The organism is Desulfoconvexum algidum (assembly GCF_055382125.1).
The window spans coordinates 3436680-3460757 of record NZ_AP042394.1 but is presented as its reverse complement, the minus strand read 5'-3'; the positions used below and the strand labels follow the sequence as shown (position 1 = coordinate 3460757).

20 protein-coding genes are annotated in these 24078 nt (G+C 46.9%); 6 read left to right on the top strand and 14 right to left on the bottom strand.

Annotated features, from left to right (window positions below; translation table 11 throughout):
- Positions 1 to 60 precede the first annotated feature (60 nt).
- The 4 genes from fdnG to ACZ45G_RS15815 all read left to right on the top strand — a co-directional run bounded on the left by fdnG (position 61) and on the right by ACZ45G_RS15815 (position 5319).
- A complete protein-coding gene (fdnG, locus tag ACZ45G_RS15830) occupies positions 61 to 3120 on the top strand; it encodes a formate dehydrogenase-N subunit alpha (RefSeq protein WP_464171392.1) in 3060 nt (1019 codons plus the stop codon).
- Positions 3120 to 3878 (top strand): 4Fe-4S dicluster domain-containing protein, encoded by a 759-nt coding sequence (locus ACZ45G_RS15825; RefSeq protein WP_464179830.1) that lies wholly within the window; start codon positions 3120 to 3122, stop codon positions 3876 to 3878. The genes fdnG and ACZ45G_RS15825 overlap by 1 nt, the downstream gene beginning before the upstream one ends.
- A gap of 18 nt (positions 3879 to 3896) precedes the next feature.
- Positions 3897 to 4343 carry a cytochrome c3 family protein gene (locus tag ACZ45G_RS15820; RefSeq protein WP_464179828.1) on the top strand — a complete coding sequence of 149 codons (447 nt, stop codon included), beginning with the start codon at positions 3897 to 3899 and terminating at the stop codon, positions 4341 to 4343.
- Between the two features lie 106 nt (positions 4344 to 4449).
- A complete protein-coding gene (locus tag ACZ45G_RS15815; protein WP_464179826.1) occupies positions 4450 to 5319 on the top strand; it encodes an SLC13 family permease in 870 nt (289 codons plus the stop codon).
- Between the two features lie 37 nt (positions 5320 to 5356).
- Here ACZ45G_RS15815 and ACZ45G_RS15810 read toward each other — a convergent pair whose 3' ends face one another.
- Genes ACZ45G_RS15810 through fdhF form a run of 5 tightly spaced genes read right to left on the bottom strand, consistent with a single transcriptional unit; the run spans position 5357 to position 11773 of the window.
- The gene (locus ACZ45G_RS15810) at positions 5357 to 5809 is read right to left on the bottom strand and encodes a DUF302 domain-containing protein (protein WP_464179823.1); all 453 of its coding nucleotides are present in this window, start codon (positions 5807 to 5809) and stop codon (positions 5357 to 5359) included.
- Positions 5810 to 5861: 52 nt separating this feature from the next.
- Complete coding sequence (locus ACZ45G_RS15805) at positions 5862 to 6668, bottom strand: NYN domain-containing protein (RefSeq protein WP_464179821.1); 807 nt, start codon at positions 6666 to 6668, stop codon at positions 5862 to 5864.
- Between the two features lie 25 nt (positions 6669 to 6693).
- A complete protein-coding gene (gene nuoF / locus ACZ45G_RS15800; protein ID WP_464179819.1) occupies positions 6694 to 8541 on the bottom strand; it encodes an NADH-quinone oxidoreductase subunit NuoF in 1848 nt (615 codons plus the stop codon).
- A gap of 14 nt (positions 8542 to 8555) precedes the next feature.
- A complete protein-coding gene (locus tag ACZ45G_RS15795) occupies positions 8556 to 9050 on the bottom strand; it encodes an NADH-quinone oxidoreductase subunit NuoE family protein (protein ID WP_464179816.1) in 495 nt (164 codons plus the stop codon).
- A 23-nt stretch (positions 9051 to 9073) separates the two neighbouring features.
- Positions 9074 to 11773 carry a formate dehydrogenase subunit alpha gene (gene fdhF / locus ACZ45G_RS15790; RefSeq protein WP_464179814.1) on the bottom strand — a complete coding sequence of 900 codons (2700 nt, stop codon included), beginning with the start codon at positions 11771 to 11773 and terminating at the stop codon, positions 9074 to 9076.
- A gap of 1160 nt (positions 11774 to 12933) precedes the next feature.
- Between fdhF and ACZ45G_RS15785 the strand changes: the two genes are divergently transcribed.
- Positions 12934 to 13314 carry a TrmO family methyltransferase domain-containing protein gene (locus tag ACZ45G_RS15785; RefSeq protein ID WP_464179812.1) on the top strand — a complete coding sequence of 127 codons (381 nt, stop codon included), beginning with the start codon at positions 12934 to 12936 and terminating at the stop codon, positions 13312 to 13314.
- Between the two features lie 139 nt (positions 13315 to 13453).
- Complete coding sequence (locus ACZ45G_RS15780; RefSeq protein ID WP_464179810.1) at positions 13454 to 14122, top strand: ATP-binding protein; 669 nt, start codon at positions 13454 to 13456, stop codon at positions 14120 to 14122.
- A gap of 102 nt (positions 14123 to 14224) precedes the next feature.
- Here the strand turns inward: ACZ45G_RS15780 and ACZ45G_RS15775 are convergent, their stop codons facing one another.
- The 9 genes from ACZ45G_RS15775 to ovoA form a co-directional block, all read right to left on the bottom strand.
- Entirely contained in the window at positions 14225 to 14605 is a 381-nt protein-coding gene (locus tag ACZ45G_RS15775) for a CGGC domain-containing protein (protein ID WP_464179808.1), read from the bottom strand.
- Positions 14606 to 14645: 40 nt separating this feature from the next.
- A complete protein-coding gene (locus tag ACZ45G_RS15770) occupies positions 14646 to 15599 on the bottom strand; it encodes an MBL fold metallo-hydrolase (RefSeq protein WP_464179806.1) in 954 nt (317 codons plus the stop codon).
- Positions 15600 to 15688: 89 nt separating this feature from the next.
- Positions 15689 to 16678, bottom strand: coding sequence for an MBL fold metallo-hydrolase (locus ACZ45G_RS15765; RefSeq protein WP_464179804.1), 990 nt, complete (start codon positions 16676 to 16678; stop codon positions 15689 to 15691).
- A 47-nt stretch (positions 16679 to 16725) separates the two neighbouring features.
- Positions 16726 to 17583, bottom strand: a complete 858-nt coding sequence (locus tag ACZ45G_RS15760; protein ID WP_464179802.1) for a damage-control phosphatase ARMT1 family protein — start codon at positions 17581 to 17583, stop codon at positions 16726 to 16728.
- A gap of 380 nt (positions 17584 to 17963) precedes the next feature.
- Complete coding sequence (locus ACZ45G_RS15755; RefSeq protein WP_464179800.1) at positions 17964 to 18167, bottom strand: CooT family nickel-binding protein; 204 nt, start codon at positions 18165 to 18167, stop codon at positions 17964 to 17966.
- A gap of 83 nt (positions 18168 to 18250) precedes the next feature.
- On the bottom strand, positions 18251 to 19000 hold the full coding sequence (locus ACZ45G_RS15750) for an ATP-binding protein (protein ID WP_464179798.1): 750 nt from the start codon (positions 18998 to 19000) through the stop codon (positions 18251 to 18253).
- A gap of 695 nt (positions 19001 to 19695) precedes the next feature.
- Positions 19696 to 21096 (bottom strand): dihydrolipoyl dehydrogenase, encoded by a 1401-nt coding sequence (locus tag ACZ45G_RS15745; RefSeq protein WP_464179796.1) that lies wholly within the window; start codon positions 21094 to 21096, stop codon positions 19696 to 19698.
- Entirely contained in the window at positions 21080 to 21265 is a 186-nt protein-coding gene (locus ACZ45G_RS15740) for a hypothetical protein (RefSeq protein WP_464179793.1), read from the bottom strand. The genes ACZ45G_RS15745 and ACZ45G_RS15740 overlap by 17 nt, the downstream gene beginning before the upstream one ends.
- 16 nt (positions 21266 to 21281) lie before the next feature.
- A complete protein-coding gene (gene ovoA, locus ACZ45G_RS15735) occupies positions 21282 to 23396 on the bottom strand; it encodes a 5-histidylcysteine sulfoxide synthase (RefSeq protein WP_464179791.1) in 2115 nt (704 codons plus the stop codon).
- Between the last annotated feature and the right edge of the window lie 682 nt (positions 23397 to 24078).

The following is a 24078-nucleotide window of genomic DNA, read 5'->3' as shown; positions in this document are numbered from 1 at the left end:
GCAACGCTTGCCTGTATGATATGAACCTGTACCAATTTGAAATCAATTGAAGGAGAAACAATGGAAATAACCCGCAGAAAATTTGTAAAACTTGCCTCTGCGGCAGTTGCCGGTATTGCCTCGGCTCCGGTGTTCAGCGGACTTGGACAAGCAGCCGTTGAAAAATCCAAGGAGCGGGCCAGCCAGCTGTCCCCCCAGTGGACCCGGCAGACGACCTCGGTGTGTGCATTCTGCTCAGTAGGATGCGGTCTTGTGGTGAATACGGACATCAAGTCCGGACAGGCCGTGAATGTGGAAGGGGACCCGGACCATCCCATCAACCAGGGAGCCTTGTGCGCCAAAGGCGCCGCAACCATCCAGATGACGGTGAACCCCAAGCGGACTACCACCTGTCTTTACCGGGAACCCTATGGGGACACCTTTGTGGAAAAAGATTGGGACTGGTGTAAAAAACGGATCGCCCGTCTGATCAAAAAATCCAGGGATGAATCCTTTGAGGCAAAAAATGAAAAAGGGCAGGTGGTGAACCGCACCATGGGCATTGCTTCTCTGGGATCGGCAGCCATCGACAATGAAGAGTGTCTGGCCATGCACAGTTTCATGCGGTCGTTGGGGCTGGTCTATGTTGAACACCAGGCCCGTATCTGACACAGCGCAACTGTAGCGGCTCTGGGAGAGTCGTTTGGACGCGGTGCAATGACCAATCACTGGATTGACCTTCAAAACTCTGATTGTATTCTTATCATGGGCAGCAATGCTGCCGAAAACCACCCCATTTCTTTTAAGTGGGCCATAAAGGCCCAACAAAAGGGTGCAAAAATTATCCATGTGGACCCACGGTTCACAAGGACCTCAGCCAGATCTGACATGTACATGGCCTTGCGGTCCGGAACCGATATTGCCGTTTTGGGCGGAATGATCCGGTATATCCTGAAAAACAAATTTTATTTTAGAGACTATATGGTGGACTATACCAATGCCTCTTTTATTGTGGGTAAGGATTACGATTTCCAGGATGGCCTGTTCGCCGGATTTGACTCGGAAACCAACACCTATGACCGGTCTAAATGGGACTTTGAAACAGACAAGGCAGGTATACCCAGACAGGATAAAACCCTGTCCCACCCCAGGTGTGTGTTCAATATTTTAAAAAAACATTATGAGCGGTACTCCCTGGACAAGGTCTCTTCCATCTCAGGTATTTCAACGGCAGACCTCAAATCCTTGTACCAGACCTATTCTGCCACGGGCAAACGGGGCAAGGCCGGCACCATCATGTATGCCATGGGCTGGACCCAGCATTCGGTGGGTGTTCAGAATATCCGTGCCATGGCCATTATTCAGCTTCTGCTGGGCAACATGGGCATGGCAGGTGGCGGTATCAACGCGCTTCGAGGTGAGTGTAATGTACAGGGTTCCACAGATTATGCGCTGCTGTACCACATCCTGCCTGGATATCTCAAAACCCCCCTGGCCGGCCAGGATACTCTGGAAATATACAACAAAACCTATACCCCGACAAGTGCAGATCCTAAAAGCGCCAACTGGTGGCAGAATTATCCCAAGTATTCAGCCAGCCTGATCAAGGCCATGTACTCCGAGGACACGGTTGAACAAGGATATAACTTCCTGCCCCGGCTGGACTCCCACGCGGCCTCTGTGTACTCGTGGATTCCACTGATCCATCGCATGCACGAGGGTAAATTTTCCGGCGGCCTGATTTGGGGAATGAATCCGGCCTGCTCCGGATCGGACTCGGTTAAAACCCGGGAGGCCCTGGGCAAACTTGACTGGATGGTCAACGTCAACCTGTTCCAATGCGAAACCAGTGACTTTTGGAAGGGACCGGGCATGGATCCCAAAAAAATCAAGACGGAAACCTTTTATATTCCCTGTGCCTCAGCCATTGAAAAAGATGGGTCTGTGGCCAACTCAGGCCGGTGGATGCAGTGGCGCTACAAGGGCCCCCAAGCACCCAAGGGCGTTCTCACCGATGGCCATTATTTCCACGAGTTGTGGGAAGAGTTGGCCCATCTCTATGAACAGGAGGGCGGTGCCTATCCCGAACCCATTACCCGGTTAAGTTTTAATAACATGTGTAAAAAAGATGAGGCCGGAAAGTACCACTTCAGTGCGGATCAAACGGCCAAACTTGCCAACGGCTGGTTTACCCGGGATATTACGGTCAAGGGTAAATCCTTTAAAAAAGGCCAGCAGGTGCCAAGTTTCGCCTATCTACAAGATGACGGGTCAACGGTTTCCGGCAATTGGCTCTATTGTAATTCCTATACGGATCAGGGCAACATGTCCCAGCGAAGGGACGCAACTCAGACCCCTGAGCAGGCAAAGATCGGCCTGTTTCCCAATTGGACCTGGTGCTGGCCTGTGAACCGGCGGATCCTCTATAACCGGGCCTCGGTGGACCTTAAAGGACAACCCTATAATCCGGACAAGGCCGTGATTCAATGGGATGGAAAATCCTGGCAGGGAGATGTGCCGGATGGCGGATGGGCGCCCGGGACCAAGCATCCGTTTATCATGCGGAAAAATGGTTTTGGACAGCTGTTTGGTCCGGGACGGGCGGATGGTCCTCTGCCTGAGCATTACGAACCCCTGGAATGCCCGGTGGAAGCCCACCCCTTTTCTTCCCAGCTCAACACCCCCACTGCAGTGGTGGTTGGCCATGAGAAAAAAGCGGTGTGTGATCCGCGCTATCCCTTTGTCGGAACCACCTACCGGGTCACAGAGCATTGGCAGACCGGTTCCATGACCCGGTGGATGTCCTGGCTGATCGAGGCAGAGCCCCAGATGTTTGTGGAGATCAGTCCGAAGCTGGCAAAGCTGCGGGGGATTGAAAACGGAGACAAGGTGACGGTTGAAAGCGTGAGAGGATCTTTGTGGGCCATTGCCATGGTGACAGAACGAATTCAGCCTTTTCTGGTAAACGGAACCGAGATCCATATGGTGGGGATGCCCTGGCATTATGGATGGATTACACCCCTTGACGGCGGGGATTCGGCCAATATCGTCACCCCCAATGTGGGGGATCCAAACACCGGGATACCCGAGTATAAGGCCTTTATGGTGAACATGCGCAAGTGGCAAAAGGGAGACAAATAATGAAGGGGAAAAGTTTTTTCGTGGATCTGACCCTGTGCACGGCCTGCCGGGGCTGTCAGGTGGCCTGTAAACAATGGAAAGACCTGCCGGCGGAAACCACCCGGAACCTGGGGTCCCACCAGAACCCCCAGGATCTCTCGGCCCAGACCCTGCGCCTGGTCCGTTTCAACGAGACCCGGGACAAAAACAACCAGCTCCACTGGTTCTTCTTTCCGGAGCAGTGCCGGCATTGCATCGAGCCGCCCTGCCAGTACATGCTCAATATGTATCATCCGGATGCCGTAACAAAAGACAGTGAAACCGGAGCAGTGGTCTATTCAGACAACGCCAGACTGGCCAGTCATATCCACCTGGAACCGTCACAGATTTGTCCCTACAACGTCCCCAGACAGGACAAGGAAACCGGGAGATGGTACAAGTGCGATATGTGCATCGATAGGGTCCGGGAAGGCCTCAAGCCTGCCTGTGTCCAGAGCTGTCCTACGGGCACCCTGAATTTTGGTGACAGGGACGAGATGATGGCCCTGGCCCAGGAGAGGCTCAAGGTGGTGAAAAAAGACAATCCCAACGCCTATCTGGCGGATCCGGAATCGGTGCGGGTGATCTATCTGTGTGAATCCGAGCCTGAGAATTACCACGACCATCTTTTGGCAACGGTGAATCAACGGACTGAGATTATAGCCCAGGCCCGCCCTGAAAAACAGTCCAGACGAGAATTTTTGTCCGGAAAGATCCGGTTCAAGGCCCCCAGGGCATAAACAAAAGGAGATACGCCGATGTATAAAAAAATCATCACCATTTTGGCGGTTTTAGCCCTGGGCATCTGTCTTTCGGTCCAGGCCGACGATCATGAGACACTCTCTTTTGATCCCCCGGATGACGGGCTTGAAATCAACCATATCCCCGGTCACAGTGACCGGGACTTGTCCGTGGAATTTAACCATTCCAGCCACGAGAGCTTCAGCTGCCAGGATTGTCACCATAGGATGGCCGAACTCAAAGGCCAGGCCCCGCCAAGAAGCTGTGCTGTCTGTCACGATAATTTCGACCCGGACAATCTGAAGGGGTATAAAAGTTATTTTAAGGCCATGCACAAGATCCGGTTCGCTCCCAACGGCGACCGGCCGTCCTGCCTGGGCTGTCACACCAAGGAATTTGGTGCGGATGACAAGGGTTACACAGGCTGCCTGAACTCTGCCTGTCATTCAGCCGGTATCCGCTGATAAAATAGCGTTCCAAGCGGTTTAAGTTTTACCCAAAAGCCGGGGAAGGGGGCCATGCCCTTTTCTCTGGCTTTTTTTATCCGGCCGGACTGCACCGGTCTGTGAATTGGATGAAAACAAATCAAACCGAGATATTGCCGAACTCATAGTTTCTAAAAACAGTTCCCTGATCGGCGAAAAACAAATAATTGAACATGCCGAGGAACACTTAGGACTGAGTTTTATTGAGGTGTTTCGGAATGGAAATATCTTTGATCCTCTCCAAAGCCTTGTTACCATCAAACAAGAGGATATCCTTTTGGTAAAGGGCTCTGCAGAAGATATCGTTTCATGCCTGAAAAAGCAGACCCTGGAACTGGCACATGGAGAAGAAGACATCGCCTTCGGCCAAGGCGTCAAGGACGACCTTATTATTGAATTGATTGTTCCGCCCATGTCCGAATTACTGCACGAAAAACTATTGTCCACCAAACTTCAAAATGATCCGGAAATTAAAATTATTTCGATCCGGACCCGTCGTCACCATTATTCATACCGAAAAATAAAAACGGTAAAGCTGAAAGTCGGCACCATTGCCCTGGGGGTTGCCATGCAGAAAACCGGTGCCACTGCGCTTTATGCCGATGCCTTTTTAAGCCTTTTTGACGGACAAAGCAGCCATACCGTTCTTTTCGGGGTGATTCTTCTTTCCAGTATCTGTACCCATATATTGAGTAATAATGCCACGGCCGTTCTTTTACTGCCCATTGCAGTAACGACCGCAGCATCCCTTGGTGTGGATCCTAAACCCTTTATAATCGGTATCTGCTTTGGCGCCAGTGCCTGTTTTGCCACCCCCATCGGGTATCAAACCAATTTGCTGGTATATACTCCCGGTCGGTACCGGTTTTCAGATTACATAAAACTGGGAATGCCGCTCAATATTTTGGTGGTTGTCCTTTCTTCCCTGTTGATCCCTGTTTTTTGGCCTTTTTGAAAGCCATTATTTCCTTTTTTGAAAAATTCAGTCCAGATTATTTGCCGGCTGCTGATTTTGTGATATTGGCAAGCACGTTCTCTACTTTAGCAATTGCTTTTTCACAATCAGAAATTTCATGTCTTTTTTCTAAATATCTCGGGTTATTATAAGATATCCAGACTTTATTATTCTCGTCTTTCCAGATGAGTGCTTTTTGCGGTAAATCAATGCCGATGCTCTGCTGACATTTCATGAGGGGGCTGCCAGCCTTTGGGTTTCCAAATATTATTAATTGGGTATCCCGTAATTCAATACCAATTTTACCGGCACTCTGTGAATGGTTAATCCTGTTGAAGATCGTCATTCCTTTTTCTTTTAAAATATTTTCCATTCGATTGGCTGTATTTTCAACGCTGAACATACTTTCTACATTCACCATCCCCTCTCCCGCGTAGACAGTTGACATGACAAATAACAGGGTTAATAATACAAATGTTGATGTTTTCATTTCATTCTCCTTTAAAATAATTATTCATGATTTCCATGAAGAGAAAAGACAATCAATCCGCTTCTAGGTCTGTAATCATAAGGTGCCCATCTTTATTTTTTTTTGTTTTTAGCCAGCCTTTGGTTTCAAACTCTTTAGCAAGTGTGGTCATTTTTTTATAATTGGTATTTCGAATTTTAAAAGATTTATCCAATTGTCTCATTTTGTTTGCAATGCCGTTTAATAAATGCTTTTCACTTGGATCAAGGCGAACCAATACCTTCATAAATAATTCTTTGGCCATTTTATCTTTACCATCTGTTTTGGTGGCCTCTTCAATATTCTCATTTGTATTTGTATCGATTTTTGCCGGTGTTGGTTTTTGTTTTAGCGGCATATGTTTTTCTGTTTGCGGACTGGATTTGATACGGGGGATTACGATTATATTATCAGTGCAATTTCGGAAAATAGGTCTTTGTTCATCCCCTTCCTGGGTGATTAACCACACCTCTTTTCCATATTTTCTCAGCACATCCATAATGACAGAAAAGTCGGAATCCCGGGTTACGAAAACAAACCGATCAATTGAGGGTTTTTCAAGGTATAATTTTTCAAATGCATCAAGGCTGATGATTAAATCAGCTCGGTTTTTTTTGCCCGTTATATGAGGGGCTTCTCGAATTTCAAAATTATAATTAATGAGTTGATCTCTCAGTTTTGTTATGGAATTGGTGTTCCCGCAAGCAAACTTAACCGCAAAAACATAATCTTCCGAATCTTCTTTGTTTTCTTCAAGAATGATATCTTGGATCATGACATCCAGATCTAAAATACCGGCAACGTTTTCAAGATCAATATAGATTGCAATAAATTTTTTCATTTTTAGCTTTCGTTTCCTTTTATTTTTAGAAAATGGCTCCGAATGGGCATTTATCAAAGCAACTCATGCATTTAACGCATTTATCCACATGGATATACGCCACCTGCTTTTTCTCCCAGTCAATGGCATCCGCAGGACAGCTCTTAAAGCACAGTCCGCATTTTTTACACAGGTCCGGATCCACTTCAAATTTGAGCAATGCCACGCAGCGCTTGGCCGGGCATACTTTTTCATTGACATGGGCCTCAAATTCCGCCCTGAAGTATTTTAAAGCGGACAGCACCGGATTGGCAGCCGTCTGACCCAGTCCGCACAGGGCGCTCTGGTGGATCACATGGGAGAGTTCCTCCAGGTCTGTAATATCTTTGGGTTCCCCTTTTCCAGCGCATATCTTTTCCAGGATCTCGAGCATTCTGAAGGTGCCTTCCCGGCAGGGCGTACATTTTCCGCAGGATTCATCCTGGATGAAATCCATGAAAAACCGGGCCATGTCCACCATGCAGGACCGTTCATCCATGACAATGACACCGCCCGATCCCATTATCGCGCCTACCTTTGCAATTTCTTCATAATCCACGGGGGTATCCAGCAGGTGTTCGGGAATACATCCTCCCGAAGGTCCTCCCAGCTGAACCGCCTTAAATTTGCGTTTTTTGGGAATACCGCCGCCGATATCATAGATCAAGGATCTTAGCGGCGTACCCATGGGAACTTCCACAAGCCCGATATTGTTGACATCCCCGGAAATGGCAAACACCTTGGTACCCTTGCTGGTTTCAGTCCCCACGCTGGAATACCAGTCTCCGCCCTTGAGCATGATCTGAGGCACATTGGAAAGGGTTTCCACATTGTTGAGAATACTGGGTTTTTCCCATAGGCCTTTGTGGGCCGGGAAGGGCGGCCGGGGGCGCGGCATACCGCGTTTGCCCTCGATGGACCGCATCAGGGCCGTTTCCTCGCCGCAGACAAAGGCGCCGGCACCCTGGTAGATTTCGATATCAAAATCAAAACCGGTCCCAAGGATGTCTTGGCCGAGCAACCCATGGGATTTGGCCTGTTCGATGGCGATACCTAAGCGTTTAATGGCCAGCTGGTATTCGGTCCGGCAGTAAATATATCCTTTTCGTGCCTGAATCGCTTTGGCTGCAATGGTCATGCCTTCCAGAACACAATGGGGGTCTGCCTCCAGAATGCTCCGGTCCATGAAGGCGCCGGGATCACCCTCATCTGCATTGCACAATACATATTTTATTTCACTCTGGCTTTGCCGGGCAAAATCCCATTTGAGTCCGGTGGGGAATCCGGCACCGCCGCGTCCCCGCATGCCCGAGGCTTTCATCTCCTGGATGATCTCTTCCGGGGTCATTTGGGTCAGGGCCTTGGCAGCACCTTTGTAACCGTCCCGGGCAATATAGTCGCCAATTTGTTCTGGATCGATTAATCCCTTGTTTCTGAGGGCCCGGGGGCTTTGATGGGCAAAAAAGGAGATGTCATTCAGACGGGCCACCCGTTTTTTGGTGGCGGGATCTTTGTAGAGCAGACGATCCACAATTTCCCCATTGATCAAATGGGATTCAACCAGTTCGGGAATATCATCTGCTTTGAGTTTGGTGTAAAAAATACCGCCCGGCTGGATCACCATCAGAGGGCCCAGGGCGCAAAAACCATTGCACCCTGTCTCAACCACCTTGACACGATTTTCCAGCCCTTTGTCGGCAATTTCATGGTTCAAGGCATTTTTTACGGCAATGGAACCGGTTGCATGGCAACCGGTTCCCCCGCAGATGAGCAACCGGGTTACATCAGGGTCGTTCAATCGGGCTGTTTCTTTTTCGCAGAGGGCGTCAAGAGCCGATACAGTTAATTTGGTCATCTGTTCCCTCTCCATTATTTGTATTTATCCAGAATCTGAACAACTTTTTCAGGCTTCACATCCCCGTGGGTATCCTCACCCACCACCATTACCGGCGCAAGTCCGCAGGCACCCAGGCACCGGACTCCCTGCAGGGAGAATCGTCTATTTTCGCTGGTCTCTCCTTCACACAGGTCAAACTCACCTTCAATCCGGGACAATACTTCACGGATACCCTTGACATAGCAGGCCGTGCCCGTACAGATCTTAACCGTATGGCGGCCCTTGGGTTTCAGGGAAAAGAGTGAATAAAAGGATGCCACTCCAAAAACTTCGCTAGAGGGCAGGTTCATGCCGTCGGCAATATAATCAATCAATTGGGTTGGCAGGTAGTTGACAATATCCTGGCATTCCCGGAGTACGGTGATGACGGCTCCCGGGGTTTGTTTGTGGGTTTGAATCACCGCATCTATTTTTTCCCACATGTCATTGGTTATATCTTCATGGCAGTATTTTTCATTGTGACACATTCTTCTTGTTTCTCCATATTGATTTAATTATTTGAGTCCAGTGGTGCCAGTGTAACGGCACAGACTTTGAGTTCAGGGATTTTGCACACTGGATCCAACGCCGAATTGGTCAGGCGGTTTGCAGCGGATTTAGCAAAATGAAAGGGGACAAAAACAGTTCCCTTGACCGCTTTAGAGGAAATTTTTACCCGGGCCGTTATGGTTCCCCTGCGGGAGGAGATATTTGCCATTGAGCCGTTCTCAACCTTAAATGCTGCCGCATCCTGCCGACAGATTTCAATAAAATTTTCAGGCGCTTGAACATTCAGATCATGGGTTTTCATGGTCATGGTTCCCGTATGATAGTGGTAGAGCAGACGTCCGGTGGTCAGGATCAGCGGATAGGCTTTGTCTGTTGTTTCGGCCGGGGGCCGGAATTCTACAGGACAAAAAGCACCTTTGCCCCGGGTAAACGTGGTTTTAAACAGCATGGGAGTTCCGGGATGAGCTTTACCCGGGCATGGCCAGCACAGATCTTCCTTTTCAAGCCTGTCATAGGAGATCCCTGCATAGGACGGGGTCACCCGGGCAATCTCTTCCATGATTTCCCGGCTGGTGGTGAAATTGAACCCTTTGGCATTCATTTTTTGCGCAAGCGCACAGAGGATCTGCCAGTCACCCTGGGCAAGCCCTGGCGGAACAACCGCCTGTCGGACCCGCTGGATCTTACGCTCGGTGTTGGTGAAGGTCCCCTCTTTTTCTGCAAAGCAGGAAGCGGGCAGTACCAGATCCGCTCGTTGTGCAGTTTCTGTGAGAAACAGGTCCTGAACGACCAGAAAATCAAGGCTGTCCAGGGCACGTTCAGCGTGGGCAATATCTGGATCCGACACCAAGGGGTTTTCACCGATGATATACATGGTTTTAATTTTCTTGCCCGCTTCCGGGATCATCTCTGTGGCGGTCAATCCGGCAACGGTTGAGAGTCCTTGGGTCTGCCAGGCAGCTTCCATAACTTTGGTCACGGCTTTATCTGTTACCGGGCGATAACCGGGAAATACGTCGGGAAGTCCGCCCATGTCACAGGCTCCCTGGACATTGTTTTGCCCCCGAAGCGGGTTGACGCCGCCCCCCTTAACACCCAGATTTCCGCAAAGCATGGCCAGGCCGGCCAGGGCCTTGACGTTGTCCGTTCCGGATGTGTGCTGGGTAATGCCCATGCAATACAGGATGCTGGCAGGGGAGGCTCCGGCATAAATGCGGGCGGTTTCGATGATGTCCTGGGCGGGGATTCCTGTTATGTCACTGACCTTTTCCGGGGTATAGGCCTCAAGGTTTTTTTCAAGGCTGTCAAATCCTTCTGTCCGGTTTGCAATAAAGGGTTTATCATGCAGATTCTCTCGGATGATCACATGCATAATTCCGTTGAGCAAGGCGGTGTTGGTCCCGGGTTTAGGGCGCAACCACTTGGTGGCAAAGCGTGTCAGATTAATCTGCCTTGGATCAATGACAATGAGCCGGGCGTTTTTGAATTTAACCGCACGTTTAATATAGCTGGAAAGGACAGGGTGGTTTTCAGTGGTGTTGGAACCGGCCACCAGGATCACCTCTGCTGATTCAATATCCGCAATGGGGTTTGTCATGGCACCGCTTCCGAATGTGGCAGCAAGACCTGCTACCGTGGAAGCATGTCACAATCTGGCGCAGTGATCGACATTGTTCGTTTTTAGAACCAAGCGCGCAAATTTTTGGGCAATATAATTGTCTTCGTTGGTGGTTCGCGCAGATACCAGCATGCCGATCTGGTCCTTTCCGGATGCTGTGGTTTTTTGGAAAGCGTCTGCCATGCATTCCAGGGCTTCATCCCAGGAGGCGGGCCTGAATTCCCCATTTTCCTTGATCAGCGGTGTGGTCAGCCTCTCTTTTGAATGGATAAAATCATATCCAAAACGTCCTTTGACGCAAAGGCTTGCAAAATTGGGTGCCACATCAGCACCGGTTATTTTGACCACCTGGTTGTCTTTGGTGTGAAGATCCATCTGGCAACCGACGCCGCAATAGCTGCAGGTGGTCCGCACTTTCTGGGTTTCACTGAAACGCGGCTTGTTCAAGGCATCCCTGGGGTACAGAGCGCCCACAGGGCAGGCCTGGATACATTCTCCGCAGAATACGCAGTCAGAGTCTTTTAAGGCCCGGTCACCGGAGGTCACCACCTTGGTGGCAGTTCCCCGGAATCCCAGGTCAATGGCGTTGTTCACCTGGATATCATTGCAGGCCTGGACACATCGTCCACACAGGATGCATTTGGAAAAATCTCTTATGATGAACGGATTGGTGTTTTCAAGGGGATGACGGGCCTTTACCGGTTTAAACCGATTGGTTGTAACTTTATAGCGGAATGCCAGCTCCTGCAACTTACAGTCGCCGGTAGCCGGGCAGAGCAGGCAGTCATGATGCCCTGAAGACAGCATCAGGGACAGGGTCAGTTTTCTGGAACGAATGACTTCTTTGGAGTCCGTCTGCACCTGCATCCCTTCTGTTGCCGGTGCAGCACAGGAGGCGATAAGAGAACGGGCGCCTTTCACCTCTACCATGCAGATTCGGCAGGCGCCTGTGGGCGTTGTTCCTTTTAAGTAACACAGAGTGGGGATGAAAATACCGTGGTGTTTCGCCACTTCCAGGATTGTCTCGCCAGAGCGGAACGGCAGCTGCTCACCGTTTATCGATAAATATTGTTTCTCTTTCATAACACATCCATTAAAAATAATTGTAAAATACAAACCCGACTGGATTATTTCCCCAACAAGTCTATAGTATGGTGGACCCTAAAGTACGAACCGGTTTAATCAAAATAAAAAAACTTAGTTTCGTCTGGCCGTACTTTATATGTGTCCCGAGAGTGTAGAGAAAATACACTATAAGCCGAAAAATTTCAATGCAGATGTCTTCTTTTTATTACAGGCCGGGTGTTAACCGGCCTGTAGAGGCTATTTTATAAAATGTCCTGAAGGCAGTGGTGAATTATCTGAAGCTTAAATTTTTCAACGGGTATTTTTTCCTGGATCACGTGACGATAAAGCCCGGCATTGGAAATATCGCCCATAAGAACCATTCCAACGAGATGGCTTACATCAGAGCTGAAAACCATTTTTCTGTGCCAGGTACATATTTTTCATTTTCTTGATTGTGTGTATCCACCCCTCAAAATGAAAATGATTAACCAATATCGATATCAGCAGCAGGGCACCTAAACTGATTTCTTTATGCAGATACAAAGAAACGACAGCAAAGGCTCCCAGGCACCCCGGCGTTACGCCTAAAAAAGCGGCCAATAAATATTGTCGCCAGCGACCGCCGCGCAACCCCCTTTTAAAGATAAAAACACAACAACCGGACAGATATTCTATGTAATTTCAAAAGTACTCAGACCGTTTTGATTTTTTTATCTGCGTTGTCTCCCGCCACCCCCATATCTCGTCCTCTTCTCCCACCCTGTTCTAAAGGTGATATAGCAATTTCGTTCAACTTATAAGCTTTGCGGTCCTAAGGCCAAAAAGACAAATTTTCACTGCAATAATGCAACCTTGGTGTATTTTTTCAATAAGTAAAAGTGTTAAAATAAAAAATAAGGGCGTTCGTTTTTTTTACAAAATGTAAAAAAATGGTTGGCATATTCCTTTTTTAAACCTATCTGTATAATAAAAGAAGTGAAAAATTAGTTTTGGATTAAATATTGCTGTATTTATTGTATTGTTTATTAACAATGCATAGGGAGGAGACAATTACCATCGAACCTAAAATTGCTAAAATATTTCATTGTGCTGATTGCAATGCCGTGTGTACCGATAATGACCTGTTTGCTATCGATGACCGTCAAGTGTGCTGTAAATGTTTATTCGGTGAGGAAATGCCTGTTAGTATTTATCCCATTGGCATTGTTCATAACGATTTGGAAAGAGATAACACCCCGTTTGGCAGAACGGGGACCGGCACGATTTCCAAAATTGAGCTTTTCCCTTCCCAAAAGCAATTCATGTACGGGCTTGATGAAGAGCCTGAGATTACAATTGTTTATTACCTGCATAAATCCCGTTCGGTGAAAACTCTTTTTAACCGGGGACTTGATGGTAAACGCGTTGGCGTGTTTGCATCCAGATCCCCGGACAGGCTCTCCAGAATCGGTATCCAGAACGTAACACTTATGAAAATCAGAGGCACTATGTTGACCGTTAAGGGACTGGACGCAATCAGCGGTACTCCGGTGCTGGATATTAAATTAAAGATCTAATTCGACCCACTTCTTGTTTCTTTTATACATTTGTGTTTTTTTTCCACGGTATTGATCAGGGGATGTATTTATACTGAAATTATGGTTAATTAAATGCAATACAATTGCCGGAAATGTGACTTAAACCTGGGAGTAATGTATGGATTCATATTTATCAAAGTATTCCAATCGCTACGATAGATGGTTTGGCAACAGTAAAATTGCCTATACATCCAGAGTAATTCCCATTAATAAATCCCTTGAAGCCAGACAATGGGTGATGCCGACACAACAGGCCATATCCATACTCGCACAGGCCAATACCTTTGCTCTAACCGCATGTTCCTGCCGGACGCATTATCAATGTGATAAACCCAAAGAGGTCTGTTTTTTACTCAATGATGTTGCCGATAAGGCAGTTGAACAAAAGGTAGCCCGAAGAATTGATTTTAATGAGGCTAAAAAGGTTCTGAACAGTGCGGCAGAGGCAGGTCTTGTTCATATGAGTTTATATCGACCGGACCAGGAAGTTTTTGCATTGTGCAATTGCTGCTCGTGCTGCTGTCATGATTTGCAATTACTGATTAAATACAATCGGAACGAGTTGGTGGTACATTCAGAATTCATTGCAGTCACCAATGAAACCTTATGCACAGACTGTGGCCTTTGTGCTGAAAATTGCCCGTTTAAGGCAAGGAATTTAACAGATAATGGACTTTTTTTTGATTCGGAGCGTTGCTATGGGTGCGGGGTTTGTGTTCCGATGTGTCCGGAAAATGCCATTGATATGAGAAAACGAAATGAAATTGAAATGCTTAATGGGGAGTGAATACCCTCAGGATAAAGACATGAAAAATTTGTACTTGAAAAAATTATACTTTTTCAAGTACAAATTTGCTGCCATGGCAACGGGCACCATTTTCACCGATTTTTATTTCCAAATTTTTATTTCATAGCCCTTTGGCAGATGTGCAGTTCCTTTGACACATGGAAGACCGGTCGCCGTGTTCACTTGTTCAATCAAAGTATCAATATTCTCACAAAAACCATTATGAGTGGCATCCCATCCATCCTCTGTCTTTTTTGCAAACATGCAGGTACAAAAATGAATAACCTCTGCTCCTTTTGATTTAAGTATTTTAGCTAAGTCTGATAGGTTATCACCTGGACACCGACACGTAAAAACACCAGTGAGTGTGCAGTCATCATACCCGATAAAGCCCTCTTTTTTTTCAGCAAGACAATTAAAACAACTTGTTAAAGGGCACCTTGTTTCATTTTTTTCACAACGAATTATTGCTACTTTTGTCATTTTTTCCTCCATTGTTTCACTGCCCATTGGGCAGTTCTTTTTATGTTTGATTTCTGTCAAAGGTTTTTATCTGTCTGGGTCTGAATTGTTGAAAGTCTTTTGTGCTAACTTTCCCTAGCGCATAATCATGGTGCCATCCCAAAGGGACCGGCGTCTCGTCATAAAGTTTTTTTCTATCCGCTTCGAGAAGGCGGCGTGGTTCTCGCATGAAATCAGCCGCACAAAGGACTTGACGGCCGGATTCGAAGGAAAGCCTGTCCAGCCATTTCAGCCCTTCAAAACTTCGCATCAAATGATGGTCAAGAATCAATGTGTCCACCGAACCGGCCAGCCTTAGTGCGTTTTGCCAGGCCCGTTTGCGCATATTTGAACTCAACTGATCAAGGTAGAGGGGCGGACCATCTGCCAGCAGAATATTTGGCTGCCATTCAAGAACAAGATCAACCGTGTCGTCATCCAAAAGCTGAATATCCGAGGTGTGAACAAACACAATGTCATTTTCTTCGATCCGGGTCATCATCACCATTTCGTTGCGTTCTGTTCTTTCTCCATGGGGTACAGGTATGGAAAAATGCAGCGGCTTGATTTTTGATGTTGCCTCCTGCCATCTGGCATCAAGCCGTTTTTTGAGGGCTGCAAATCTTTTTTGTTCCTTGGCAGATAAAAAACCGGGTGGCTTTGTCCAGATCCGGACCCCTGGATTCAGATTCTCAACCCTGGCGATATCCAGTTGATAGGGGTTAGCATCCGCAAGAGGGATATGATCACCATGGAAATGGCTCAAGACAATGTCCGTGGCAAGCCCCCAGGCCTGTATGATTTTTTCCCGGATGACCTCGCTTGCCGCCACCTGAACCGGATGGGGCGCCTGGCCCTTGCGAAGAAACCCCAAAGCAATCCCGGGATCAATGAGGAATTTCTGTTCGGCAACACCAACCAAACAACACAACCCTCTGACACCAAGTGATTCAGCCCCGATAATTTCTATCTTCATGCTATATATCCTTTTTAACCATCATATTTTCAGGGACGCGTTAATGTCATTGGCGGCACGGGAAAAGTAGATGGTCTGGCTGATAAAAATCAAATACTGATTTTCTGGCCAACCTTAATATCATGGTATTTGTCTTGAAACGCAGCCCTGAACAATTCAATGCTCCAGTCGGAGCTGTCATGGGGTGAAAGGGCAACAAATTGCGGGTTGACCTGTTTAACGGCCTGAATCGCATTTTTTACATCTTGTTCTCTTATCCCCTGCCAGGGAAACCGATGGGTTCCGACAATATTTTGAATGTTAAGCGGTCCCAGCATGATCCGACCCGTTTTCACTGGAAAATGCAGTCCACCGATAATGCCGTATATGGGTGCATCAAACAGGGCCTGGGCCCTTTCAATAATCCGTTCAATGGTCTGATGCCCGCATCCGATGATCAAAACAATCCCCTTGCCGGCCACATTGACGGCCAAACTGTTTTCAAGGGTGTGTCCCAAAATAAAAAGGTTCCTGGGGATACTGCCGATACTGGCAACTCCCTCGATTAATTCAAAGGGGGTATTGATGACCTCAACTTTCGGTCCGGGGTTCCAATGGGAAGGTGAGATCCGGGTGGGCGAATAAACGGTTATCTGAGGAAGGTCTGTCTTCCCCTGGGAAAGACTGAACTGCTTAGTTTTTTGTTCCTTCATTCCACCAATGTGATCCAAATGGCGGTGGCTGATAAAAATAAAATCCAGGTCAGGCAGGGATACATTTAATTTTTTAGCGTTGGATACCAAGGGGGAGGGATGCTCTTTGTCCTTGTTAAACCCTAAATCCATCAAAATTTTTGTGTCGCCAGCCTGGATAAAATAGGACACGCCAGCTTCTGTTTTTAAGGAAGGGTCATCTGTGTAAAAATCAATCAAGGGAAGAATGGAAAGCGTCTTGACGGTACCCATTGGTAATTTTTCAAATTGAAGACCGGCCAATTCTTTTTCAACCTGTTTGTTTCCCTTGATCAACTGAGCCAGCTTGATACCCAGTATCACACCAACTATTGCGACCAGACAGAACATGACGTAAACAACTACCATATCAAACTCCTTTGGCATTATTGCCCCCAGTCCCGATGGGGGCTGGTTTAAAAATCTTTGAACCGCCCGACAATGGCATCACCTGTTTTGCAGCCGATATGGTTTGCAATTACAGGGCATTTGGCTTTGAGTAAAAAATAAATATTTTTATTTATATGGGACAGTGTTTCAAAATTTCCCTGTCCTTTGGCAATGATCAGATCGGCTTCATTAAAATTTTTTAAAAATTCTTTGGAACAATCTTCTAAAAGTGTGCCAGGCGCATCCGACCCATTATTAATAACCTGAACCGTATCTGTCATGCCGGTCTGGATAGCATCTTCCATGGTTGCATCATTGAGGACCGGCATCCCCCTGACCGAATAAATCACCTTGTGCATGGGCAAGATTTCGATCAATAATCGATCAAAAACAATTTCCCCGGTATTGTCACCCAAAAATAAAATCTTATTTGCCTCAGATACGGCCTTCGACAAATGATCTGTGTTTCCGATCAAAGGATCAGTAAATGATGACTGGATGGTCTGTTTGATCATTGTCTGATCCACTACCAGACTGGCCCCAAAATCAATGATATTTCCTGCAATGGCAAGGCGAACAGCGGTTTCAAACCGGTTTGGAGAATCTAATAGGGTTGCCTTCATTTCAGGATAAAGGTCTAAAGCATATTGATTATACTTTATTTTTAATTTTTTATAGGGGTCATCGCACCCGGATAGGTCTCGAATTTTCCGGTGAATATATTGGGCCATGACAGGCGGAGACTGTTGTAAATCCATCTTGCTGACTGCTTTTAAAACCTGTCTGAGAATAGTTTCCTGTGCCGGTTTTTCCGAAATTACCATGCGGACGGCATCAAGGGTCTGCTGCATAAAACAGGGTAGACAATCAAAATAGGTTTCCATATATAAATAAGTCCTTTGTCCTATCAAAGATAATTTTATTTTTAAGCAATACCCTTCATTTTATTTAATTGGCATGCATTGAGAACTTTGAGATGCAAGGCATATGCCATAAAACAAGGCCAGTCAGAATATTTTATATCGTATTTAATTCCAGCAAGTTGAATTTAGTTCTACACTTTTTTATCCGGCGAAGGTCGAAATAGTAAGACATCAAAAGCCGCATTGTTGCGACATCCACTATGGCAATCTAAGGATGAGTCGTCATGGCAATACTATTTCATCCAGATCCGAGGACAGTTTTGTGACGGTTCTGATAAATTCATTTTGAAAGTTATTATTGCAGCATGGTTCAAAAAGACCCTGTCGTGACCCGGACGTAGTTATTGCTTGACCTTTTCACTAGAGAGTATAATCAAGTTTTCATCAACCAGATCAATGCTTTGAATAGAACCTTCAATAAAAACTTTTTCACCGAACAGATTGGTTAGCCAAAAGCCCGCGCCTTCAGCCTCGATACGGCCCACATCCTGCATAATTTCCTTTTGTAAATCGCCTGTATTCATACATACGTTGCTCAAACACATTTTAGTCTCCTAGGTAAAAGGGTTTCGGTAATTTGTTTAAATACACGATCATCGCATATCAGATCCGACAGCATAGGCCGTTCTTACAGCAGGGCATCCAAAACCTCACCGGCGGCATTGAAGGCGGGTCCTTTCTTTAAACCGTGACCCGCAAATCCGGCCTCGAAAACAAGGGGGTCACTGGGAAGAGTACCTATAACATTAATGCCCCGGTCACGGAGTCTATCTTTCAGCTGCCCGGCAATTTCAGAGGAGGGGACTTTGCTGAGCACAGCAGCGACTGATTTTTGCATGCCGACAGCAAGTTTTTGAATCCTATCCGCAATTTCAAGAGACTCAAAGGATGGCTCGACCATTAGGAGCAATTTGTCGATTCCTTCGTCAATTCCACGCCCAAAATGTTCCACTCCAGCCTCCATATCAACAATAGCGATCGTGTTTGCATCCAGACGCAGTTTTTTTAAAAATTCTCTATTTAAAACGCCCATAGGGCAGGCGCAACCTTCCAGAGCTTGCAGGATTTTCCCGATGCTTACCAGCCTGAGACCGTCGTGCCGCTGGATAAATTCCACAGGGATATCCGCTATCTCGATATGCTTAGCATTGAAAATGTCCCTCTGACCGATCTTATCCTTTATCTTTTTCTTTCCCCCTACTAATTCCATCAGGGGAACCGGTGGTTGGTCAAAATCGAGCAGTTTGAACAGCCCCGTGTTTGATTCATCGGCATCAACAACCAGAACACCCAAATCTCTGGCAATTGCCTGGTTAGCTAAAAGTGTTACCAGTGTGCTTTTGCCGCTGCCGCCTTTACCACAAACCGAAATCTTCATATATTTAACTCCTGACCATATGTTTGTTTAACTTTTTGTTAATTTTTCCAATGTCAAACGGGCTCACCACCCACTGCCCCGGGAACCGTATCCTTTCTTGAAAAATTTTTGTATCGCACTTGTTTTCCAATCTCAACGCTGCCTTGATTTTAACTATTCATTCATACATAACCAAATGCGTGATGTTTAAATTACATACCACATAGTATGAATATTAATAACCTTATAGTATGATGTCAAGTCCTGAAAAATATCAAGGAGGGTCGCCAGGTCCAAAGCGATGGAAAATTATTTACATAAACGAAAAATTATTGTCAATTCCGCCAAGATTCCATGGTATTCCATCAGAAGATGAGATGGCTTTACACGTGAATAAGCTTGTGTAATTCTTTTTGGTGGCTGTAAATTCTCCATGCCTTATGGTGAAATTCTGACCTATGAGCAAATGATCCGAGTCGTTAAATTATGTGCCGGGAAGGGAATCCGAAAGGTCCGCGTGACAGGAGGTGAACCCTGGTTCGAAAAGGAGTGATGTCATTTTTGAAACGCCTGTGTGACATTCAAGGTCTGGAGGAAGTCACTTTGACAACCAACGGTCCTGACGGTTTTTGTTCAAAATAATGGCTTTAGCAATGGTGTCTGTAACTATTAGGTATTCTGTTTTATGAAACCGTCTTCAAGTCGTCATTGTCCCCTCAGCAGGGTTCAAGTCTGGAATCAGGGGCAGGATCATCCATCTGCTTTAAAATCTGACCCAGGGCAGACCTTAAGGCCTCCTCGGGCACCGGATGGTAAATGGGCATAGCCAGGGCATCTGCCGCAGTCAGGCCGGCGCCAACGGCCCAAGATAAAAGATGGGCCATGTGCTCGGCGGCTGGTGCCATAAGTTCTGCCCCCAAAAGCCTGCCGTCCTTTTTATCCGCGTAGATACGACCGATGCCCGCGGCCTTCCCCAGGATCATCCTGGCCCGTCCAAGTTTCTCCCATGAGGCTTTGCCCGTTACAAACGCTATTCCCTGGTGTGTCAGCTCCCTGTGGGAGAGCCCGGCTATGGCGATGTCCGGTGATGAAAAGGTGATGGCCAGCGGGGTACGTTTTTTAAAGCAGCAGATGCTGTCAGCCGTGGCGTTCTGTCCGGCAATAGTTCCGTCATCGGCGGCTTCGTGGAGGATGGGCTTGTGTCCGTTGACATCTCCTGCCAGGAATACGGGTAGGTCCTTGATTTGAAGGGTACCAGGATCAAAGTGAGGGATACCCCTGTCATCCAGTTCAACCCCCAGATTTTCCAGGCCAAGACCCTGGACTGCCGGACGACGTCCTGTGGCCAGTAATATCCGGTCAACGGTCCATTCTCCGCTTTCACATCCGACAACAATTTTGTTTCCTGACTTGCGGCGGATGTCGGCTGTACCCAGCTGGATGTTCATCTCCTTTGAAAAATGTTCGAAGGCATAGGTCTGAAGGTCAGGGTCGGTCAGACCGCCAGCGGTTTTGCGTCGGCTGAAGGCGACGATTTCCACTCCAAGGCGGTGCAGGGCCTGGCCCAGTTCGATACCAATGGGGCCCAGGCCAAAGACCGCCATTTTTCCGGGCAGTTCCTTTAGTTCAAAGAACTGGTCTGTGTCAATGATAAAGTCCTTGAAGGGCTGCCAGTCTTTCGGGATCCACGGTTTTGAACCTGTAGCGATGATGATGCGCTTGGCCCGAATCCGCTCGTCTCCCAAGTCCAGGGTATTGGGATTGACAAACCTGGCACGCTTTCGGATCAGCTTGTCCATGAATGGCGACATCTCATGGATGACGCCGCCGGCAAATTCGTCCCTGAGCATCCGCACCCGGGCCATGATCCGGGAATAAACGGGCTGGAGGGCGTTTGCCCCTGAGATGCCGTATTCGTCAAAAAAAAGACGCTTGTGAAAATCGTTTGCCATGGCAATGAGCGCCTTGGATGGCATGCATCCCACCCGTGCACAGGTGGTACCCAGGGGGCCGTCATCAATGATCACGTAATTGTCAGTTTTCTGCACGACAATATCCTGGGCGGTCAAGCCGGCAGTACCGGCACCGATAATGGCTACATCAACTTCTCTTTCCATACAATTCTCCATTGCGAGTTTCAGGTGAAAAAACAGGCAGGCAAACAGCGATATATTTTGCACCATCCGTTTCAAGAGTGCTGTATTGAATCCATTCTCCCGCATTTGCAATAACGGTTTGGCCGGCAGATATGTCAATACTGGAAGGTTTTTCAATATTAACCGGCATGCGTGTCAGACCTCTGTTAATTTATCTTTTCCCATACGGTCATCTGGGATATTGTATGCTGAAATTTTCTCCGGGTTTCACGAATTACAAACTCAATATCACGAGGCGCATCGAGCATTTTGAAATGATGACTGAGAATATCCTTTAATCCCTCCAGCGTTGTATAGGGTTCTCCATCCTTTCGAATTCCTCCCACCCAGTTTTCTTTTGTTGTAACTTCTTCCAGCCAGGTATAAGGAGACGTCAGCACCAGCAGCCCGTTGGTATTGAGTCGAGAGTGAATCGTGGTTAAGAATTTCACCGGGTCGGTGAGTCTATCGATCAGGTTGGCAGCCAGGATAAGGTCATACCCCGTGAACTGAGGCTTAAGGTTGGACGCGTCGGCCTGGAAAAACTCCACTTTATCCTTGAACTGCTCCAGACCAAATATTTCCAGCTTTTTCTCGTGGTATGATACAATGTCTCCCTCCTCTTGTAATTCAAAATGGATACTGCCTTTTTGTTTCATTTGAAAGGCAATTCGGATAAATCGGGCCGAAAAATCAAGACCGTCAACTGAAGCGAACTCCCTGGCAAGTTCAAACGTCGAACGGCCGACAGCACATCCCAGATCAAGGGCTTTTCTCTTAGGACGGTCTATCATATACCCAAGAACCATTTTTGCACATTTCAACGGGAAATTTTCAACCGTATAATAGTCTTCTCCGTAGTGCGCTTGACAATATTGTGATACTGCGCTGTCATTTTCGTACATGGCTTGCTGATCCTCCAATGGTTGTTTGGATTGTATATATCGAAACCCTGCGTGCTGGAAAAAATGGCGGCGGAATGAATATCTCGATTCACGGGTGGCCTCATTGCCTGTTGAAATCCAGGAACCGCCTTTTATCAGGTTGTGCCGGGTATCAAAGGTAGGGGTGGAAAAATCATCGTAAAACGGATGGACTTTAAACCCGGTAAATCCGGTAATTGGGGTTTCTGTCCATTGCCAGACATTTCCGATAATGTCGTAAAAATCGCCAAAACGAAACCGTGTAACCGGGCAGGATGAGGCCCAGTGTTCCAGGTTGATATTGCCCGGTGCCTTTTCCCAGTAAGGCTGATCCGGGATCTTGTGCAGATCCCTTAATCGATACCACTCATCTTCCGTGGGAAGCCGAATCGGTTGGTCGTGTTCTGCCCCACGCCAGTTACAAAACGCCTTGGCCTCCAGATAGTTGACTTCTACGGGCCAATCCCAGGGCATTTCAATAATCTGTACCATGGTCCGAAGCTGGTAGGTGTCCCCTTTTTTGATCCAGAACAGCGGGTGTTCGGCTTTCACAAAATCGACCCAGCGCCTCCCCTCATCTGTCCAGAACTCATTTTTGGAATACCCCTTATCCTTCACAAAGCTCAAAAATTCATGATTGGAAACCAGGTATTTGGAAGCTGAAAAGTCCCAAACATCTTTTTGGTGTTGGCCAAATTCATTATCCCAGCCGTATAGCGGACTGTCCTTGGATTTCCCCAGGTTTACCCGGCCGCCTGCCACCGGCATCAGCTCATTTTTTGGGGCCGGGTTTGTGTCAGGACAGATCTCCCATAAAGGGAGCATACGGACATGATCGATGGGAAGTCGCCGGATAATGACCGAAGAGGTCTCAAGGTGAATCCGTTGATGTTCGATGCCCATCATGATTGTCCAAAACAGATGATCCCAGGTAATGGGCATAACCAGTGGCGTGGAGGTGATTAACTCATCCACAACGGTGCGGACTTTATCCCGATAAGCTTTGACTTCAGCCACTGTCGGCCAGTCATAGTGGGATTCATCCAGATCATCCCATGACATTTCATCCACGCCAACTGAAAACATAGATTCATACCCGGGGTTGATACGTTGATCAATGAGTTTTGCAATGATCAACTTATTGATATAAAAGGACGCCGTATGGCCTAGGTAGAAAATCAATGGGTGCCGAAGTGGCTCTGCTTGGATATAAAAACTTTCATCATATTTGAGGGTTTCATATAGCTGTTCATCGAGGCTGTATGTCGCGTGAAAATAGTCGCGAATTTCCTCTTTCTTAATTTCAGTACTGCCGCTATTTAAAATAATGGTTCGGGTATTACGGATATCTTGAATCACATTTCACCTCTTTATTTCAGCGTCAATTTGTCCTGGGAGCCTTAGAATAATCGTCATGATATTTATTATCAGCAGGTTCAGTGTTAATCGCTTTCAAAGAAAGCTCGGAATTAGTATTTGAACATGATAAATAAAGCCGGTTTTAAAAAAAACAATCCCCTTGTTTAAGATTTTCAGGCTATATTCAAATCAATTTTACCAGACATCGGGCATTATAAAAAGGTTTTTAAAAAGGAAGTTTTCATCTGTTCTAAAGATCTTTCATAATTATCCTTACAATACCAGGGGCTTCTGACATGCTCTTGCCATCCCCCCTCTCCGGCAAGTTTTTGCCCAAAGGGGAAGGTTTTTTTGAACAGCCAGTTTGAAGGAGCGCTCAGACAACCAACCAGAGTTTATGACAGAGACTGCCAAACCATCGAGTCCCTTTTCGATTGCACGGGTAATGGCTTTCTCCGATATGCAGGCAAGTATCTCCTTCCTTTTCGACAGCAAGAAGCCCCAAATAACCCCTTGAAAATGGAGCGTGAAATCTTAAAAAAGGCAGACGCCTCGTTTGTGAAAGAAATGAGCCGGAAAGGGAACTGTTGGGACAATGCGTCGGCAGAAAGTTTTTTCGGCAGTTTGAAAAATTGTGGTTTTTAGGAAATGATCAGCCTTGCCTAAAAAAGGTAAGGCTGAT